The following is a 19,195-nucleotide window of genomic DNA, read 5'->3' on the forward strand; positions in this document are numbered from 1 at the left end:
GAAAGCTGGGGGATGGAAGCATGAAGGGAAAGCGCCCGCAGAACATCGCCGCTTTAATACTGGCAGCCGGGTTTTCCTCCCGTATGGGAGCATTTAAGCCGCTGCTTCCTTTTGGTGAGAGTTCGGTCATCGAAACAGTAGTAAATACCTTCCGGCAAGCGGGAGTCGCTGACATTAGAGTAGTGGTTGGCTGGCAGGCGGAGAGATTACGGCCTGTTTTAGATCAATTGCAAGTGACGGTAGTGATAAATGAACGCTATGAAGAAGGCATGTTTTCTTCTGTGCTTGCCGGGTTGCATTCCTTTACAGAGCAACCGGAAGGTGTGTTGCTGCTGCCTGTCGATACACCGATGGTGAAGCAAACCAGTATTAAAACCATGCTAAGGAAATTCCGCCAAACAGATTCGGCTGTGGTATATCCTGTTTTCAGGGGGCGGAGGGGCCACCCACCGCTGATTAGTGGTAAGTATTTCGACAATATCCTTGCTGTGGCAGGCTCAGGCACGCTTAAGAGCGCGCTGGAGTGTTTGGCACCGGCTATCAATGTCGAAGTGCCTGACCGGGGGGTGCTGCTTGATATAGATACCCCCGCGGACTATGAAGAATTGAATGATTATCGTCTGGGCAAGGCGTTGCCTACCTGTGAGGACGCGGTTGCCCTGTTGAAAGATAGCCAACCCTCAAATAAGGTTATCCAACACAGCCTGGCAGTAGCAACAGCCGGACGGCAATTAGCCGACAAGCTGAACAAGGCGGGATTACATTTGAATAGCACTGCAGTCGAGGTTGGCGGTATATTGCACGATATTGCCAAAGGGAAACCGCACCATGCGCGCCAGGGAGCCAAGCTAATGAAAAGGTATGGGTATCCGCGCCTTGCCGGGATTATTGCCACCCATATGGATTTGATATTTGATGATAAGAGCACGTTGGATGAAGCAGCCATCGTCTTTCTTGCCGATAAATTGACCCATGAGGGGCAAATCGTTAGTGTTGAAGAGAGATTTGAAAATGCTTTACAAAGATTCTCGAATGAGCCGGATAAAGTATTATTGATAAAACAACGCATGTCGTCTGCGCAGCGGATTCTTGCCCGGATTAGTGGGATTCTAGGGGGTTGCCACTGCAATGATATAAAGCTACAGGATTATAAAAATTTTAACTGCTAAACAAGTGGTATGTTGACAGGTTTTTGGCTGGTTATGTTGGTTGGTTATAGGGAAAGGAGCAGCGTTGTGAGTAAGTTTAAATATGTGAGAGCAGAGTCACTACAGCAGGCAGTTCAATTAATTAAAGAGAATTCCGGTTATTACCTTATTGCCGGTGGAACAGATCTTATGGTGAAGCTAAAAGAAAAACTTATTGATCCTGTGGCAATTGTCGATATTGGCAGGCTGGAAGAACTGGGTGGCATCACCTGGGACAATGGCAGAATTACGATTGGGGCTGCTGTTACCCATACACAGGTATACGAATCAGCGGTGATTAACCGCTATGCCCCGGCGCTGGCAAAAGCAGCCGGTTTGGTAGGTTCACCGCAAATCCGGAACACGGGAACAATCGGCGGAAATATCGGCAATGCTTCTCCTGCTGCCGATACGGTTCCGGCTCTGATTGCTTATGGGGCACAGGTAAAAGTAGCGACAGGCAGCGGCATTAAGGAGATTAGCCTCAGTAATTTGTTTACCGGCCCTGGCCGTACCGTGCTGGAGCCTGGCGAAATCATAGTTGCGATTACTTTTCAGGCCCAGCAGCCTGGTCAAAGCTCCAGCTTTCAGAAATTAGGCAAACGCAAAGCGTTAGCCATTGCTGTGGTCAATGCCGCTGTTTGGCTGGAGGTTGAAGAAAACACCCGGAAGGTGACTGGGGTACGGCTTGCTCTTGGTTCTGTGGCGGCTACTGTGATAAGAGCGACAGAGGCGGAAAACATCTTGCTGGGCCGGGTTCTTTCCCACAGCCTCATTCAGCAGGCGGCTGATAAGGTTGCAGAGACGGTCAAACCAATTGATGATGTGCGCTCGGAAGCTGTATACCGCCAGCAGACGGCAGGGGTTTTGATTAAGAGAGCATTGGAAGAAGCCTGGGCTGAATAAGTTAGGTAGGGAGATATGATGGAAAAGGTAACTATTAATTTTGTTCTTAACAGTGAAAAAGTGACAGTCGCGATTGAGCCTGACCAGCGGCTGGTGGATGTTATTCGTCAGGAATTCGGTCTTACCGGGACAAAAATTGGCTGTGGTGAAGGCGATTGTGGCGCCTGTACTGTGATTATTGATGGGGTGACAGCTAATTCCTGTTTGGTGCTGGCAGCTCAGGTTGACCGCCGGGAAGTGGTTACGATTGAAGGCTTGGGTGATTATGAGCAACTGCACCCGCTGCAACAGGCTTTTATTGAAGAGGGCGCAGTACAGTGCGGCTTTTGTACCCCAGGTATGATTCTATCCGCCAAAGTGTTATTAGATAAACATCCTCACCCGGACCGGGAAGAGATTATGGGGGCTATAGCCGGTAATCTCTGCCGTTGTACCGGCTATACCAAAATAGCCAATGCGATCGAAAAAGTAGTCAAGCAAAAACGATGAGTCTCCAAAGGAGTTGGCATAGATGGGAGATTTCTCCGTAATCGGAAAATCAGTGATTCGTAAAGATGCTCTGGATAAAGTGTTGGGAAAGACCAAGTTTAGCGCAGATATTAAATTGCCGGCTATGCTCTATGCCAAAGTGCTCCGGAGTAAAGTACCGCATGCCCTGTTGAAAAGTATTGATGTGGCGGCAGCTAAGGCTTTGCCCGGGGTCGTTGCGGTCCTGACAGCGGCAGATGTGCCTGGCAGTAATGCTCATGGCATTGTTATCAAAGATGAACCTGTTTTGGTATATGATAAAATACGTAAAATTGGTGATGCGCTGGCCGTGGTGGCAGCGGAAACAGAAGAACTGGCAATACAGGCCTTAGGGTTAATTAACGTTGAAATCGAGGAGCTGCCGCCGGTATTTGATGCTGAAGAGGCTATGCGTCCAGACGCACCCAAGGTTCATGGCGACAGCAACATACTGTCTTTGCGCAAGATCCGCAAAGGTGATGTAGCGGCGGCTTTTGCCGGTGCCGATATTATCATAGAACAAACCTACCGGACGCAAATGCAGGAACATGCGTATATTGAGCCTGAGGCCGGGGTGGCGTACCTGGATGGTGATGTCGTGGTCATCAAAGCCTCAACCCAGAATACGCATTTTGACTGCCGGGAAGTAGCCCGCAATCTGGCGATGCCCAGCAATAAGGTTAGAGTGATCCAGGCTCCCACCGGCGGTGGTTTTGGCGGTAAACTGGATGTGTCGGTACAAATCTTTCTGGCTCTCCTGGCCGTACGTACAAAACGCCCGGTTCAACTGGTATATACACGGGAAGAATCCTTAGTTGCCTCCCCTAAACGACACCCATGCACAATAAGCTATAAAACAGCGGCCGATAAGAATGGTAAGCTGCTGGCCATTGATGTGGTGGCGATCGCCGATACGGGGGCTTATTCCTCCTATGGACCGGCGCCGGTCACCCGCCTGGCTGTTCATGCCACCGGCCCCTACGAAGTACCGCATGTACGGGTGGATGCATATACCATCTATACAAACAATCCAACAGCCGGGGCCATGCGCGGTTTCGGGGTGCCCCAAATCGCCTTTGCCTATGAGCAGCAGATGGATATGGTTGCGGAGAAAGCCGGCATCAGCCCACTGGCGGTACGTTTAATCAATACACTCAAGGAGAATAGTGTTACAGCAACCGGACAGATACTTGAAACCGGGGGCGGAATTGATAGCACACTTACCGCCGCTTATGCTAAAGTGCAGGAGCATATCAATGGACAAGCCCGGACGGACACTGTAAAGAGACGGGGATATGGTATTGGCTGTATGTTTTATGGTATCGGCAATACCGGTCTGCCTAATCCGGCCGGGGCATATGTTGACTTTTTGGATGATGGTACGGTGAACCTGATGGTTGGCGCCGCTGATATCGGGCAGGGATCTAATACGATCATCGCCCAGATTGTTGCTGAAGAATTAGGGATTTCCTTTGATGATATCCATGTTATCTCCGCCGATACCGGGGTTACGCCTGATGGTGGTGCAACCTCTGCCAGCCGCCAGACTTATATTTCCGGGAATGCTGCCTTGCGTGCTGCCAGGGAAGCGAAAAAAATCGTACTGGAAGTGGCAGCTGAGAGTTTTGGTGTTCCGGCAGCTCAGATTGTGCTGAAGGACGGCTGGGTTACTGTTCAGGGGCAGCAAGAGCAGTTCCGTAAAACGATTAAAGAGATATTAGCCGCCTGCCGGAGCAAAGGGAAAATGACAATCGGCCATGGGTGGTTTAATCCAACAACTACCGGACTTGACAATGCTACAGGCGCCGGTGCGCCATATGAGGCCTATGCTTTTGGCAGCCAGGCCGTTGAGGTTGAAGTTGACACTGAAACCGGGCAGGTAGAGGTATTAAATATCTATGCGGCCCATGATGTGGGCAAAGCGGTCAATCCTCTCCAGGTGGAAGCCCAGATTGAGGGGGGAAGCATTATGGGGTTGGGTTATGGTATCTATGAAGACGTAAAGAAAGACCGGGGCAGGATTAAAACACCCTCGTTTGCCACTTACCTTATTCCTACCTCGCTTGATGTGCCGGCCGTGCATTCGATCATTGTGGAAGAGCCGGCCGATACCGGACCTTTTGGTGCGAAAGGCTTGGGGGAAACCTCACTTGTTCCGACGGCTGCCGCGATTGCCAACGCCGTGTATGATGCGGTTGGCATTCGCGTTACCGAATTGCCGGTTAGTCCGGAACGGGTGTTACGCCTGTTAAAGGCTAGCGGTAACGCTATTAGGCAAGGTAACGATAGGCCGGTTTAAGGGGGACACACATGTGATTGTAATTGAAGAAAGCCTGTGCAAAGGCTGCGGGCTTTGCATAAAGAACTGCCCCACAAGTGCGGTTGCTTTAATCGATAAAATAGCACAGTTAGGTATTCACTGTACCAGTTGCGGTATCTGTCTGCGGGTTTGTCCCTGTGGCGCAGTCAGCCGGAATGACATTGTAGCTGACGGTGCTGCCGTTTGCCGGGCTTGCCCGGTGCAGTGCGCGATCCAGCCTGGTTTTGAAGGGGCTTGCCGCCGGTATACCAATGTCAATGGTACGCTTATCCGCAATCGTGAGTTAGTAGCGGCAAGTGACCGGGCCGGCAAGTTATATCCGGAAATACCGGACCGCCCGCTGATCACGGCTGTTGGGGCAGGGACTGAATACCCCTGTTGTAAACCGGCACCGCATATAGTAGCAGATAGAGTACGCGATATTGAGGTAATCACCGTGGTTACCGAGGCGCCGCTCAGCTATAGTGGCATTAAGGTTAAAATCGATGCCAATGCTCATATTGGGGCAGAAGGGGCACGCGTGTTCAGGGACGGCGCTGCAATCGGCATGGTGGATACCGAGGAGTATGGCGCCAAGATGTTATCAATCGGCGGTGCCAACATCTTAAGCGGTAAACATGGCTTTGCGGCAGCCCGGACCATTGTCGGCCTGGCAAATGGTGAGCGGATGGTATTACAGGTGGAAAAAGGCAGTACGCTGGACATTACCGTGGGACAGCCCCCGATCATTGACGGTGTGACCGAAAAGAAAATGCGGGTTGGCTGTGGCAGTGCAACCGTTGGTATGTTTGCCGCCCAGTTAAGCAGCGTTGTCGATGAAGCCATTATCCTGGATCATCACGTCATTGGTTTATTATCTGAGCACCGGGCCGGGGAAGAGGTTGGGATGACCTACAGTGGTGTTATCCCAAACGGACGAAAAAGCACCCGCGGGCGTTATTTCGGTGAACAAGGTCATGGCTGGGGTGGTACCAACATCGCCGGACCGTTACAGGCAGTAAAAATGGTAGATATGAACCTGGCTAAACCGGGGCTGCGGATATTGGTTACTGAGACGACCGGGCAGCAGGCAGGGCTTTTAGCCGTGCAGTCTGACGGTACGGTAACAGAAATTCCGTTGACTGCTGAGATTCAGGCTGTAGTTGACCTGATTGCCGCCAACTGTGAGGAAGCCCGTGTATCGGCGGTATATGTGGGGGGAACGGGCGGCAGTGCCCGGGCCGGGGTAACCACTTATCCGATTAAGCTCTCGCAGGCGGTGCATCAAGGCGAGGTTAAGCTGACAATCGGCGGGGCTCCAACCTATATTCTGCCAGGCGGTGGCATTAACTTCATGGTTGATGTGGAAAAAGTGGTACCGCAGGCTTTTACCTGGGTTGCGACACCGGCCACCGTGGCGCCGGTCGAATATACCATGACGCGGGCAACATTTGAAAAAATTGGCGGGCACACTGCCGCCGTTAAACCGGTGGCTACAGTAAAAAAGGATGTTTAAATCATGATTGCAATAACTGCTCCAGGGCAGGTAAAACTAGACTATGGTCCAATGCAAATGACGATTAGCGCGCAGGGAGGCAGCGGTCCGCTGACCGAGCTGGCCCAACAGGCTGCCGGGTATGCCAAAACTGTGCTGGCCGAACTGGCTGTTTACCAAAAAACAGCAGCAAGCCCGCAGCAGGCCATAATAGCCACTGACGGTTTGCCGGACGTGCTGCAGTGTATGCTGGCAGCTGTAAAGCGGGCAGGTGATGCAACCCTGACGCCGATGGCGGCGGTAGCCGGCACGATTGCCGACCTGACTGCCGACTGGCTGCTGGCGCAGGGGGCAGTGAAAGCTATTGTCAATAACGGGGGCGATATAGCTGTCAGGCTGACCGGTCCCTGGACAACAGCGGTAGGGGTGGCACCGGCGCTTGGCCTGCAGCCTACCCATGTTCTGCCCCTGGACACAGGGCGGGGGATTGGCGGTATTGCCACAAGCGGCCTGGGTGGGCGCAGTTTTACCAAAGGAATCGCCACCGCCGCCGTAGTGGCGGCAGGTACGGCGGCAGTCGCTGATGCCTGCGCCACCAGCCTGGGCAATGCCACCTATGTCGAGCACCCGGCAATTAAACTGGCCTGGGCTGAGCAGCTTGACCCCAATACCGATATTCGCGGCCACCTGGTTGTGCGGGAAGTGGGGTTGCTGCCACCGGCGGTGGTTGAAACGGCACTCAGGCAGGGGTGGGCACGAGCGGCTGAATTATATAAACAGGGAGTCATTGCGGGAGCAGCGATTTTTGTCCAGCAGCAGCTGGTCATGATTCCGGAGGGTTTTCTTGTTGAAATAGGGCGATAAGTTAAGGTCTCTTGATAAATAGCTATTGGAGGTAAGAGCGATGGATTTGACAATACGCAAAATTGTTACAGTTGTGGAAGAGGTTTGTATGGACGGCAAGAAAGCGGTTGATAAACCTTTCAAAAAATGCGCGGCAGCAGCGGTTATAAAAAACCCGTTTGCCGGTGAATATGCAGAAGACCTGAGCCTGCTCAGCGATATTGGCGAATATCTGGGCGGTTTGCTGGCCCGGAAGGCAGTGGCGGCGATGGGCATAAACCCCGAACAGGCCGAGAGTTATGGCAAAGGGGCTATTATCGGCATGAATGGTGAATTAGAGCATGGTGCAGCCATTCTGCACCCTAAGCTGGGCAAACCAATGCGGGAAGCAGTCAGCGGTGGCAAGGCTATCATTCCTTCAGCCAAAAAGCTGGGAGGGCCGGGAACCTCGCTGGACGTACCTGTACACTATAAAGATGCCGCTTTTGTCAGAACCCACTATGACGCTATGGAGGTACGGCTGCATGATGCGCCGGCGGCAGATGAGATTCTGGTTGCGGTTGTGGTAACCTCCGGGGGACGGCCCCATCCGCGCATTGGCGGTTTGCAAGTACAGGAAATAAAAGGTGAAGATGGCCTGAGATAACAGGCACAAGGGTGGAGTAGAAGAATGAAGGTTGGGTTTATTGGGATTGGGGCCATGGGTAAACCGATGGCGCAAAATTTACTGAAGTCTGCTAAGGTTCAACTATACATATATGATGTTAACGCGGCAGCAGTAGCTGAACTGGCGGCACAAGGCGCAATCCCGTGCCGGTCGCCCCGGGAACTGGCCGAGGCCGCAGCCGTGATCATTATGATGCTGCCGAATGCTGCTATTGTCGAGACTACCCTGACCGGTGAGCAGGGCCTGCTGGCCGGTGGTACAGCTGGGCACACCATCATTGATATGAGCAGCGTGGCTGCCGCCAGTACGCACAGGATGGCTGCGCTGGCCCAGGCTAAAGGGATAGAGTATATTGACGCCCCGGTAAGCGGCGGGGTTGCCGGCGCCGTGGCCGGAACCCTGACAATTATGGTGGGCGGCGAAGCGGCGGCGGTACAGGCTATTGAGCCGATTCTGCAAATGCTGGGCCAAAAAATCTACCATGTTGGCGCCACTGGTGCCGGCGATTCGATGAAAGTGGTAAACAACCTCTTGCTGGGCATCAATATGGCGGCAGTAGCCGAAGCGTTGGTGCTGGGAGCAAAGTCAGGTCTTAAGCCCCGGGTCATGCTGGATATTATTAAGGAGAGTTCGGGGCGCAGTTATGCCTTAGAAGCGAAAACAGAGAAGTTTATTCTAAAAAATAATTTTGCTGCCGGCTTTGCCATTGATTTGGAATATAAAGATCTGGACTTGGCGATGGAAACAGCCAAGAATCTGGATGTACCCTTGCCTGTGGGCGCTTCAGCCCAACAAGTGTTTGCCATGGCTAAGGCCAAAGGCTTAGGGCGGGAGGATATTTCGGCCGTAATTAAGATATGGGAAGAATTGACAGGTGTTCAAGTAAGGGAATAAAGGTCGGTGGTCGATGATGGAAAGAATCAATCAAATCATTGCTGAGAACGGTTTGGCAGCCGGTGAACTGACAATTGGTGACTGCATTGAAATAGCCAGACAGGCCCAGGTGCAAGTCAGTGAGGTCGTTGTTGCCGAAGCCATGGCAACAAGCAACATGACCCGGTCGGAGGTATATTCAGCCGTGCTTGCCAGTTTTTCGCATAATCTATATGCTGTGGAAATCGGGACAACAACAGGCTCAAGCTTTTTGATGGGAACTGCCGGCCGGGAAGTGGCGCAAGCCGGCGCACCACAGCTTGTGGCTGATGAGTTTCTCAATAAAGTACTGACCTATACGCTGGGGGCGCAGGTGGGCAATCACTCGGTCGGGCTGCAGCCTTGTGCCGGTACCGGTGACTCATGTACCTATGCCGGTTTTGTCCGGGCAATGCTGGAAGAACTGGAGGATAAGGAAACAGTAGCCCGGGTTGCTGCCGTCATGCTAAAAATCGGTACGATATTCCGGGTGGGCAAGACCTCAACCGGTTGTAATATGGAGGGCTTCGGTGCCGGGGCGGCGGCATCAGCTGCAGCCTTTGTCGAGTTGGCTGGCGGTAAACCGGCCGATATGGCTAAGGCTATTGTGCTGGCAATATCGCCAACAATTGCCAACCCCTGTACCCCCCGGGTTATGGTAGCGGGGTTATGTGCGACGCATATCGGCGGTGGTGTGATGATCGGGAAACTGGCAGCCCAGCTGGCCATGTTTACCTCGATACCGGTAACTGTGCCGGTCGATGTCATGATTGCAATGGCGGCAGCTGTGCATCCGGTATCGGCGAAACAGGTGGTACCTGTTGTTATTCAGTATATGGAACCGTTTTTCAAGACCAATACGGCGGTAGAGACCTATATCGGCGAAGATGTCCAGGCGCAGGAAAAGTCCCGTATTGATGAAACGATCAAACAAGCCCTGGCTGAGGCGCGGGCTATGGCCAGCAAGGCTAATGCCATTGTCAAGCCTTTTGGCGAGGCCGTTGTCGGCGGCAGCAGTCAAGCAGTCGGTTCGCCGACCAATGCCGCGCGGATTGCCCATTATCTGTCTAAAGGGAAAATTACTAAAGTAAAAATAGAGTTGTATCCTGAATTGTTTGCCCGCCGGGGGATTAATGTTCCCGGCATTCTGATGGCCGCTGTATATGGGGCAGGAACTGACAATAGCCAGTTGTACCGGGAAGTAATGAGTAAGGTAGCAAGTGAGGGAATCGCGGTCGAGATCCTGCAGGTTGACAAGCCGCAATTGCAGCAGATTACAGTCTTTGCGTCTGAAAAGACCGGTATGGTGTCGGCGCTTAACCGGGGTGGCGGCCGACTGGTGCTAAAGGATGCATCAGATAAGGAAGAAGCCTGGCGCGTGGCTAAAAGGCTGGGTATTGAGACTGTTGAATAGGGGGATACCATGAATTTCGTAGAAGAATATCTGGCCAGGGCCGCAGGCCTGGACACTGTTGTGGCAGGACAGGATATCCGCTGCCGTGTTGATCTGGTGGCAGCGCATGATGTCACCGGGCCGATGGCCATTCAACAGTTTGAACAGATCGGGATTGATCATGTGTTTGATCCCCAGAAGGTCGTGATGGTGATTGATCATATCTTTCCGGCGGCTACTGTTCAGGCCAAGACGATGCACTGGATTATGAAGGATTTTGCCAGGCAGTATGGGATTACCCTGTATGATAAGGGCCAGGGCGTTATTCACCAGGTGCTTGCCGAGTCTCACCGGCTGCAGCCGGGAGCCATTCTGGTGGGGGCCGATTCCCATACCTGTACTGCCGGCGGTTATGGTGTTATCGCTATCCCGGTAGGCTCAACCGAGCTGGCTGCCGCTATGGCGACAGGCACGATTGACATCGAGGTGCCGGAAGTGATTGAGGTGTATATGACCGGGCAGCCTCAGGCTTATGTTAGTGGTAAAGATATTGTGTTAACGCTGATTAAAGAGTTTGGCGTGGCCGGACTGACTGATAAGGCTGTTGTTTTTACCGGCCCTGGAATCACTGCTATTAGCATAGATGAACGGCTGACAATCTGCAATATGGGGATAGAGATGGGGGCCATGATCGCCTGTTTCGGCGGCGAAACAACAGCCGCACCGGCGGTGGCTCACACTGTGCCGCTTGCGTTAGAGACAATTGCTGTCGTGGCCGCCTGTCCCCACTCACCGGCCAATGTACGCCCTGTTGCCGAATTAGCCGCTGTTGAGGTGACCCAGGTGGTTGTCGGCAGCTGTACCAACGGCCGCCTGTCTGATATGGAACAGGTAGTCAATGTTCTTAAACACCACCAGGTACACCCGGCGGTAACCATGCTGATCATTCCCGCTTCAAAAAACGTGCTGGCAGCGATGGAAACGGCAGGCTGGTGCAAGATATTGCGTGATGCCGGTGCGGTTATTACCAATCCTGGCTGTGGGCCTTGCTTTGGGGCGCATCAGGGGCTTGGCACCGAACGGGATGTAATCCTGTCGACGACCAATCGAAATTTCCCCGGGCGGATGGGGCACCGCAATGCCCGGATATACCTGGCATCAGCGGCAACCGCGGCGGCAACCGCTGTTTGTGGCAGGATTACCCAGCCGGGGTCATTACCACTGGAAGGCGGCGTATGCTATGAATAAACGTAAAGGCCAAGTATGGGTTTTTGACGATAATGTGGATACCGACCAAATCCTGCCCGGCTATGCGATGGCCGAAGACTTCTCCGGCTTGGCCAGGTATGCAATGGCTGGCAGCAAACAAGCCGATTTTGCGGTACGGGTACAACCAGGTGACATCATTGTTGCCGGCAAGAATTTTGGCTGCGGCTCAAGCCGGGAGCAGGCGCCGGTGGCGCTGCAGGCCGCAGGTGTAAGTTTAATCATTGCCGAATCTTTTGCCCGGATTTTCCGGCGTAATGCTATTAATATCGGCTTGCCGGTGCTGGTGGCTGAACTGAGGCCGCATGTCCAGAACGGTGACCGGATTGCGGCCAATCTTGAGCAGGGTATTGTCAGCACCGCCGACCGGGAGGTTGCCGCTCAGGCTTTATCGGCCAATGTACTGGCAACAATTAATGCCGGGGGCCTGATCAACCGGGTCAGGCAAGAGCTGGGCATAAGCAAGGACTAACGGTCAGGAGGAATATAGCATGCAACAAAGAACAAAACAGATTATTATTGAGGATTATGACAGTGTCTGCGCTTACCAGGAGACGTTTGGGGTAGTGATGCCAACCGTCAGTAAAGATGGTACGGTTGAGGGGCTGCCGGAGCCTTATCCCCGGGTTATTAACGGTGTGGAACGCAGCGGTTATCGAATATATGCCCTGGCCCAGCAGGCCGCAAGGACCGGTATTCCTGTGCAGAATCCGATTCTAGGGCGCAATACCGCAGCTGAGACCTACCAGGAAGCGCTGGAAATGTATAATATGGCAGAAAAACTGGGAATCAGCCTCTTCCATTTTGTTCATTCTGAAGCAACCCGGCATATTGATCCCTTAAAGGGACGGGATTTGATTGAGCAATCACGCGGTAAAGGCGGCATTACCCCTGACGGCGAACGCAAGCTGGTGGAACTGGGCGGTGGTGCTGTGCATCCGATGCGGATCAACGCCACAGGCGACACACCACACCTGTCAATCATCAATGCGTTGATTGCCGGCTTTGATGGCACAGATATCGGTCCGGTAATCCATGTTCATTTTGGCGGCCGGGGTATTCATGACTACAAGACCAAGGTGGTTAATGGCTTTAAGGCTCTGGAAATCTGCGCTGAAAACAACATGTTTGTCCAGATTGAATCCCATAAGCACCTTAATAATATCGGTGGTACAGATGGGATGGCGTTAGCCATGTGTCTGCTGGCTGAAGGACTGGGTGTTTTAGCCGGGTTACCGCCTGAGCTCAGCGCCGTGCAGATGAATGTGGCAGGTCTTAATATTCTGGCCGATCTGGCCGTAATGAAAGCCTTTAAAGAAACTATGTGGAGCAAGAGCCTGATTGTCGTGCCGGAAACCTTTCAGAACCCACCTGGTGACCTAATCGCCGAATCGGCGCATTTTGCCCGCATGGCGATCAGTGCAAAACTCGGCGGGGCCCATTTCTACCGGCCGAAGGCGGCTGAGTCGGTGGGTATTCCGACAGGTGCTTCGATGGCTAAAGCCATCTGGGCCACCCATAATGTATTTGAGAACACTGTCGCGGTAGAGATTCGCGATCCCTATATTGAAGAGCGCAAGCAAGAAATTCTCAGTGAAGCGATGGCGGTGCTTGAGCGTGTTTTAGGACTTCAGCGTACCCTTGCGCCAACTGAGATCAATGAAACTTTCTGGCGGCAATATGCGAAAGACGAACTGATTGAACGAATTGTCCAGGCCGGCAAGGCGGGGGTTATGGATTGCCCCCGGGCAGGTGGCTGGGACCTAAAGCGTCATGTAAAAACCCATCGGGATAAAGATGGTATTAAACGCTATATCCCTGGCTATACACCGCTGGGGGTCGATGCTGCCCGCATGGCGATAACCAGTGAGCCGGTCGTGGTGCCGGAAGAGAAAAAACCAACCCGCAAACAGAAGATGGTATTAGCTACTGTGGGGGCTGATGCCCATGTGATGGGCATTAACCTGATTCGCGAGGAATTTGAAAAAGCCGGCTATGAGGTCATTTACATGCGGGGCATGAACCTGCCGGAAACGGTGGCTGAAGTGGCGGCTGAGGCCAAGGCGGAAATTATCGGTATTGCCAATCTGCTTGGACTGGGGCGGGATCTGTTTCCCCGGGTTGAGGGCCGCTTACAACAACTGGGACTCCGGGATAAGGTACTCCTGATCGCCGGGGGACGGATTAGCGAAAAAGAAGAAGAACATACCTTTTATGAAGAAAAGATTGCCAATGAAGGTACCGGCTTTCTGGGGGTTGACGGATTTTTCGGTCCTGGTACCGATCCGGCCCAGTGTGTCAAATGGATCGAAGCAGCGTTAGAGAGGAGAGGTTTGTAATGGGTGAGATGCAGAGAATTCCTTGTGTAATTATGCGGGGCGGCACAAGTAAGGCCATGTTTTTGAAAGCCAATCATCTGCCACAGGATGCAACTGTGCGGGACCAGGTGATCCTGGAGATATTCGGTAGTCCGGATGTACGGCAAATCGACGGCCTGGGGGGAGCTGACCCGCTGACAAGCAAGCTGGCGATTATTGCTCCCTCTACGCATCCGGATGCTGATATTGACTACACCTTTGGTCAGGTCAGCCTGACAGCGCCTTATATCGATTATACCGGTAATTGCGGCAATATTTCCTCGGCGGTGGGGCCGTTTGCCATCGATGAAGGATTTGTTGCGGCCCAGGCCCCCACGACAACGGTACGGATTCATAATACAAATACAGGCAGGATTCTGGTTGCTGAAGTGCCTACCGTAAATGGACGGGCCAAGGTGACCGGAGACTGCAAGATTGATGGTGTGCCCGGTACCGGCGCCAGGATTATGATGGATTTTTCCGGCACTGCCGGCTCGGCGACAGACAAGCTGCTGCCAACAGGCAACCCTGTTGACACGATTTCAACAAGTAACGGGTCTTTGGATATCTCTATTGTTGATGTTTCCAATCCCTGCGTTTTTGTCAGAGCCAAAGACATTGGCATGACAGGACAGGAAACGCCGCAGCAAGTGAATGGCAATGCGGCTCTGCTGGCATTATTGGAAGAAATCCGGGCTAAGGCTACGGTGATGATCGGCATGGCTCCTGATATTCAGACAGCCACGCAAAAAAGCCCGGCTTTCCCCATGATTGCTTTTGTGGCGCCGGCTGCTGATTATGTTGATTTTACGACAGGTCAGACAATCAGCAGCAAGCAGGTTGATTTCCTGTCCAGAATGATGTTTATGCAGGTTTTGCATAAGACCTATCCGGGTACAGGTACGGCTTGCACCGGTGCGGCGGCAAAAATTCCGGGCACAATCGTTCATGAAGCCATTCCTCATATTAATACTATTGAGGTTATTCGCATTGGCCATCCAGCCGGCATTATTGATATTGAAGCCGCTGTGGACAAGGGTGAACTGGTGCGTGCTGCATTTTCCCGCACAGCCCGCCGGATCATGGAAGGTTATGTCTTTGTAAGGAACGCCTAGGCTGGATGGGGGGTAAGCGAATGCATGCAGATCTGCTGGTGTTTGATGTGGGCAGCACCTACACGAAGTTAACAGCCTTCCGGCTGAAACAGGGTGAACTGGAGTTTGCGGCCCGCTCCCAGGCGCCAACAACCATTGCTGATATTGAAACAGGCCTTGCCAATGCCAGACAGGCATTAGCGGCAAGTGGTGTCCGGGTGTCAGACGAAGCTAAAGTCTTTTCCACCAGCAGTGCTGCCGGCGGCCTGCGGATGGTGGCCCTTGGCTATATGCCCCGGGTAACCGCCAAAGCCGCTAAAGAAGTGGCGATGAGCGCCGGTGCCCGGGTTTTGGAAATCATTAGCCATGAGGACTTGCCGGAATACCGTTTGGAAGTACTGCGGGAGATTAAACCGGATATTGTTTTACTGGCCGGCGGCACCGACGGCGGTGATCAGCAATCACTTATTGAGAATGCTCATATTATTGTTCAAGCCGGCATCAAAGCCGTGATAATTATTGCCGGCAATAAAGAGGCCCAAAATCAGGTGGCTGAGATTTTTACCAGCTGCAACATTCCCCATATCCGTGTTCCCAATGTAATGCCAACAATTCATGAATTAAAGGTTAAACCGGCCAGAGAGGCCATTCATGAGCAGTTTATCAAACAGATTACCCAGGCTAAAGGGTTAAATAAACTACTGAATATTGTCTCCAATAAGAAAGTGATGCCTACGCCTGGCGCAGTGCTTTTGGGCGCGGAAATGCTGGCCAAAGGAACATTCCAGGAAGAAGGTGTCGGTGATGTCATCGTCATTGATATTGGGGGAGCCACTACCGACATCCATTCAGTCCTGCCTGATCTGGAGAAGCTGACCATTGAGGAAAAGGGCCTTGTTGTAACTAATGAAAAGCAACCCTCTTATCGTACCGTTGAAGGAAATCTGGGGTTGCGTGTCAGTGCAACAGGCATTGTTGAAACAATCGGCCCACTGGGCGTATTGGCCAAAATTGGCTGTAACAGTGAAGAGCTGGCAGATCAATTGTCAGCCTATACCGAATATCTGGAACAGAACCCTGGCCATATCAGCCAGTCGCCGCAGGAAAAACAGTTTGATCTGGCACTGGCGATTAGTGCTATTGAAGTAGCATTAAAGCGGCATGCCGGGTATGTTGCCCAGGATTTTAATCCGGTTATGGGCATTATGCCCGGAACCCCGGTTGGCAGGGATCTGCGCCGGGTGGACTATGTGATCGCGGTGGGGGGGATTTTCACCCATGGTACCCTGGCCGATAAACAGTTTATCTTAGCTGAGGCTTTTAAGAATCCAGGGATCTCATTACTACCACTTAAACCGCAGTTTATTATTGATGAGCAATATCTATTGTACGCACTGGGAGCTTTAGGGCCCCAGTATGCTGACCGGTGTGGCAGGTTTGCCAAAAAGTATTTTAACCTGAAGGGGAATGAACATGAGACAAACTAGTGTATTGAGACAATTATTAGCAAACAAAGGCATTATTGTGGCCCCTGGCGCGCATGATGCGCTGACAGCTAAGATCATCGAGAAAACCGGCTTTCCGGCAGTATATATGACTGGCTACGGGCAGGCAGCCAGTCATTTAGGCAAGCCGGATGTAGGGCTGCTGACCATGACTGAGATGGTGGCCCGGGCGGCGAATATCGTGGAAGCTGTCAATATACCGGTCATTGCCGATGCCGATACCGGCTTTGGCAATGCCATCAATGTAATGCGTACGGTGCGGGAATATGAAAAAGCCGGTGTGGCAGCCATCCAGCTGGAAGACCAGGTTGCACCCAAAAAGTGTGGACATATGACTGGCCGGCAGGTTGTGCCGCAGGCGGAAATGGTTGGGAAAATTAAGGCGGCCGCAGATGCCCGCCGGGATAAAGACCTTGTCATTATTGCCCGCACCGATGCCCGGACTGTACATGGTATTGAAGAAGCAATGGCCCGGGCTAAAGCCTATGAAGAAGCCGGCGCTGACATCCTGTTTATTGAATCGCCGGAGAGCCTTGAAGAAATGAAGAGAATTACGTCTGCCTTTACAGTGCCGGTATTGGCTAATATGGTTGAAGGCGGCCGGACGCCGCTGGTGCCGGTCCCGGAACTGGCTGCTATCGGGTATAATATTGTCATTTACCCAACTGCGTCGACCTACACAATGGCGCTGGCCATCACCCAGCTAATGGAAAATCTGAAACGAACCGGAACGACGGCAGGGATGCTGGATCAAATGGTGACTTTTACTGAATTTAACGAACTGATTGGTTTACCGCAAATCAGAGAAACAGAAAATACCTATGTAAAATAGAATTTTTCCTGTTACGTAAAACGCCAGAGTGCCTTTGTTGCCTTGCGGCGTTTTCCGCGTGTTATGATGGCAGTGCCTAACCTGCTGTGATAGAATAAATAGTAAATAGAGGGGCGATGAGTATGTCGGAAAATGATAAGCACATTTTAGACAAGCTGGTGTTTGCTTTACCGGTAATTCAGCAGGCTCTGCAACATGATGCAGGGGTAACACTTACTGACCGTGAAAAATTTATCCTGTATAAGCCAGGTAAGAAGCTTGATCTTAAGGTGCCGCAGGATCAACCTATTAAAACGGGAAGTGGTGTATATCGCGCCATCCATGAGAAAAGGCGGGTTGCCATGAGGTTTGATAAGACGCTGTATGGATTACCGTATACCTCGGTGGCAGTACCTGTTTATAATGAAGCCAATGAAGTAATTGGTGCAATTGCTATAACACAACCGGTTGAACTGCAGGAGTCTATGAAACAAATGGCTGGCGATTTATTGGATAATATTAATATCCTGGCAGCCACTACTGAAGAAATTTCGGCGCAGACCCAAGAGATTGCGGCCACTGGCCGGACCCTGGCCCAGGTAGCCAGTGATTCACAGGTTCGGGTTCAAGAGACCGATCAGGTGCTTGGTATGATCAGAAATGTTACCAGTGAGACTAATCTGTTAGGGCTCAATGCAGCCATTGAAGCTGCCCGTGTGGGCGAGCAGGGACGGGGTTTTGGGGTTGTGGCAGGCGAGATTCGTAAGCTGGCAACAACAAGTGCCGATTCAGTAAAGAAGATTGAGGCTATTATTGGTAATATTAAGACAGATGGTTCGACAATCTACACCCAGATTAATGATACCCAAGAGGCGATCAACCAGATTGCTGATGCAGTAACCCAAGTAGCCGAGACCATCCAGCAGGTAAGCAAAATGGTATCCAAACTGGACCAGATTGCTGAGACATTAAATTGCCAGGAAACCTGCTAGTTAACTGATGTTAAAAAGGAGGTATACCTGACATTATGCGGGATAATAAAACATCTCAGGCGGCCAATGAGTATGATGCCAATGTACATAAAACGATTCCCCGCTATCATCTATTTCATGACGAAACGTTGGATTTGGTTGAGTCAACTATGCCTAACCCTGTGGCTTGGCTTGATACAGGCTGCGGCACTGGAACTCTTATTGTCAAGGCGATTGAAAAGTTTGGTCAATTACAGTTTGTAGCTGCGGATCCGGCGGCCGGCATGCTGCAGCTTGCGGCCGAAAAACTGGCGAATAATGAGATAACCTATGTGGCAGCAGGCAGTGAGGATCTGGATTATATCAATAACTTTGATGTTGTCACTGCTATTATGGTGCATCATTATTTAGATGAAGAAGGCCGCCGGAAAGCTACCGGAAACTGTTACAATATGCTTAAACAAGGTGGCATTTATATTACATTTGAGACTATCAGGCCCACCACCGAAAATGGAACGAGAATTGGGCTTAAGCGCTGGCAGAACGCCCAAATTTTGAGCGGTAAAAACCCGGAGGCAGTGGACAAGCATATTAGTCGTTACGGGATTGAACTTTTGCCGATTACCATTGATGAACATCGGCAGTTACTTACGGAAGCCGGCTTTTCAACTGTTGAGATCTTCTGGGTTTCTGGTATGCAGGCCGGATTTTACGGGTTAAAATAATATTGTTTGCTGATAAGACAATATTATTTTATACTTATAAGATAAGGCTCCTAAAAGATGTCAGGACAGCCTCAAACCTGGTACAGGCGGGTGTGAGGCCGTCTTTTTGTATTTGTCTGCTACTATTGACGGTGGAATCCGGTATGTGCGGTATGATGCCATACCTTTTTGGAGTAAATCGACTTTTTCTTCGAAATTACGCTGGTTTTTAAAGAATAATCGACAAATGCCATCAATTTTGCTATTATTAGATTCGT

The 19,195-nt window shown here is 51.7% G+C and carries 18 protein-coding genes; 17 read left to right on the top strand and 1 reads right to left on the bottom strand.

Annotation, left to right across the window (positions count from 1 at the left end; all coding sequences use genetic code 11):
• Window positions 1–20 precede the first annotated feature (20 nt).
• The 17 genes from VN379_RS04365 (at window position 21) to VN379_RS04445 (ending at window position 18,938) form a co-directional block, all read left to right on the top strand.
• Window positions 21–1,169 carry a DVU_1551 family NTP transferase gene (locus tag VN379_RS04365; RefSeq protein ID WP_325531174.1) on the top strand — a complete coding sequence of 383 codons (1,149 nt, stop codon included), beginning with the start codon at window positions 21–23 and terminating at the stop codon, window positions 1,167–1,169.
• Window positions 1,170–1,235: 66 nt separating this feature from the next.
• Complete coding sequence (locus VN379_RS04370) at window positions 1,236–2,093, top strand: xanthine dehydrogenase family protein subunit M (RefSeq protein WP_325531176.1); 858 nt, start codon at window positions 1,236–1,238, stop codon at window positions 2,091–2,093.
• A 15-nt stretch (window positions 2,094–2,108) separates the two neighbouring features.
• Window positions 2,109–2,582, top strand: coding sequence for a (2Fe-2S)-binding protein (locus tag VN379_RS04375; RefSeq protein ID WP_325531178.1), 474 nt, complete (start codon window positions 2,109–2,111; stop codon window positions 2,580–2,582).
• 22 nt (window positions 2,583–2,604) lie between these two features.
• Window positions 2,605–4,899: a xanthine dehydrogenase family protein molybdopterin-binding subunit gene (locus VN379_RS04380; RefSeq protein ID WP_325531179.1), complete on the top strand. Its 2,295-nt coding sequence runs from the start codon at window positions 2,605–2,607 to the stop codon at window positions 4,897–4,899.
• 13 nt (window positions 4,900–4,912) lie between these two features.
• Window positions 4,913–6,415 carry a DUF362 domain-containing protein gene (locus VN379_RS04385; protein ID WP_325531181.1) on the top strand — a complete coding sequence of 501 codons (1,503 nt, stop codon included), beginning with the start codon at window positions 4,913–4,915 and terminating at the stop codon, window positions 6,413–6,415.
• 3 nt (window positions 6,416–6,418) lie between these two features.
• A complete protein-coding gene (locus VN379_RS04390; RefSeq protein ID WP_325531183.1) occupies window positions 6,419–7,258 on the top strand; it encodes a hypothetical protein in 840 nt (279 codons plus the stop codon).
• Between the two features lie 40 nt (window positions 7,259–7,298).
• On the top strand, window positions 7,299–7,883 hold the full coding sequence (locus tag VN379_RS04395; protein ID WP_325531185.1) for an amino acid synthesis family protein: 585 nt from the start codon (window positions 7,299–7,301) through the stop codon (window positions 7,881–7,883).
• Between the two features lie 24 nt (window positions 7,884–7,907).
• On the top strand, window positions 7,908–8,798 hold the full coding sequence (locus VN379_RS04400; RefSeq protein ID WP_325531187.1) for an NAD(P)-dependent oxidoreductase: 891 nt from the start codon (window positions 7,908–7,910) through the stop codon (window positions 8,796–8,798).
• Between the two features lie 13 nt (window positions 8,799–8,811).
• On the top strand, window positions 8,812–10,230 hold the full coding sequence (locus VN379_RS04405) for a hypothetical protein (RefSeq protein WP_325531189.1): 1,419 nt from the start codon (window positions 8,812–8,814) through the stop codon (window positions 10,228–10,230).
• 9 nt (window positions 10,231–10,239) lie between these two features.
• The gene (locus VN379_RS04410; protein ID WP_325531191.1) at window positions 10,240–11,457 is read left to right on the top strand and encodes a homoaconitate hydratase family protein; all 1,218 of its coding nucleotides are present in this window, start codon (window positions 10,240–10,242) and stop codon (window positions 11,455–11,457) included.
• Window positions 11,450–11,947, top strand: coding sequence for a 3-isopropylmalate dehydratase (locus tag VN379_RS04415; protein ID WP_325531193.1), 498 nt, complete (start codon window positions 11,450–11,452; stop codon window positions 11,945–11,947). The genes VN379_RS04410 and VN379_RS04415 overlap by 8 nt, the downstream gene beginning before the upstream one ends.
• A gap of 19 nt (window positions 11,948–11,966) precedes the next feature.
• Window positions 11,967–13,814, top strand: coding sequence for a cobalamin-dependent protein (locus VN379_RS04420; RefSeq protein ID WP_325531195.1), 1,848 nt, complete (start codon window positions 11,967–11,969; stop codon window positions 13,812–13,814).
• Window positions 13,814–14,947, top strand: a complete 1,134-nt coding sequence (locus VN379_RS04425) for a 2-methylaconitate cis-trans isomerase PrpF family protein (protein WP_325531197.1) — start codon at window positions 13,814–13,816, stop codon at window positions 14,945–14,947. The genes VN379_RS04420 and VN379_RS04425 overlap by 1 nt, the downstream gene beginning before the upstream one ends.
• A 20-nt stretch (window positions 14,948–14,967) precedes the next feature.
• Window positions 14,968–16,413, top strand: coding sequence for a glutamate mutase L (locus VN379_RS04430; RefSeq protein ID WP_325531199.1), 1,446 nt, complete (start codon window positions 14,968–14,970; stop codon window positions 16,411–16,413).
• A complete protein-coding gene (locus tag VN379_RS04435; RefSeq protein ID WP_325531201.1) occupies window positions 16,400–17,263 on the top strand; it encodes an isocitrate lyase/PEP mutase family protein in 864 nt (287 codons plus the stop codon). The genes VN379_RS04430 and VN379_RS04435 overlap by 14 nt, the downstream gene beginning before the upstream one ends.
• A 122-nt stretch (window positions 17,264–17,385) precedes the next feature.
• A complete protein-coding gene (locus VN379_RS04440; protein ID WP_325531203.1) occupies window positions 17,386–18,234 on the top strand; it encodes a methyl-accepting chemotaxis protein in 849 nt (282 codons plus the stop codon).
• A 35-nt stretch (window positions 18,235–18,269) separates the two neighbouring features.
• A complete protein-coding gene (locus VN379_RS04445; protein ID WP_325531205.1) occupies window positions 18,270–18,938 on the top strand; it encodes a class I SAM-dependent methyltransferase in 669 nt (222 codons plus the stop codon).
• A gap of 60 nt (window positions 18,939–18,998) precedes the next feature.
• On the opposite strand, the gene VN379_RS04450 is transcribed toward VN379_RS04445, so the two are convergent.
• On the bottom strand, window positions 18,999–19,195 hold a 197-nt coding region (locus VN379_RS04450), incomplete at its 5' end, for a hypothetical protein (protein WP_325531207.1).

Origin of the sequence: Sporomusa sp. (assembly GCF_035561255.1) — a bacterium.
GTDB lineage: Bacteria > Bacillota > Negativicutes > Sporomusales > Sporomusaceae > Sporomusa.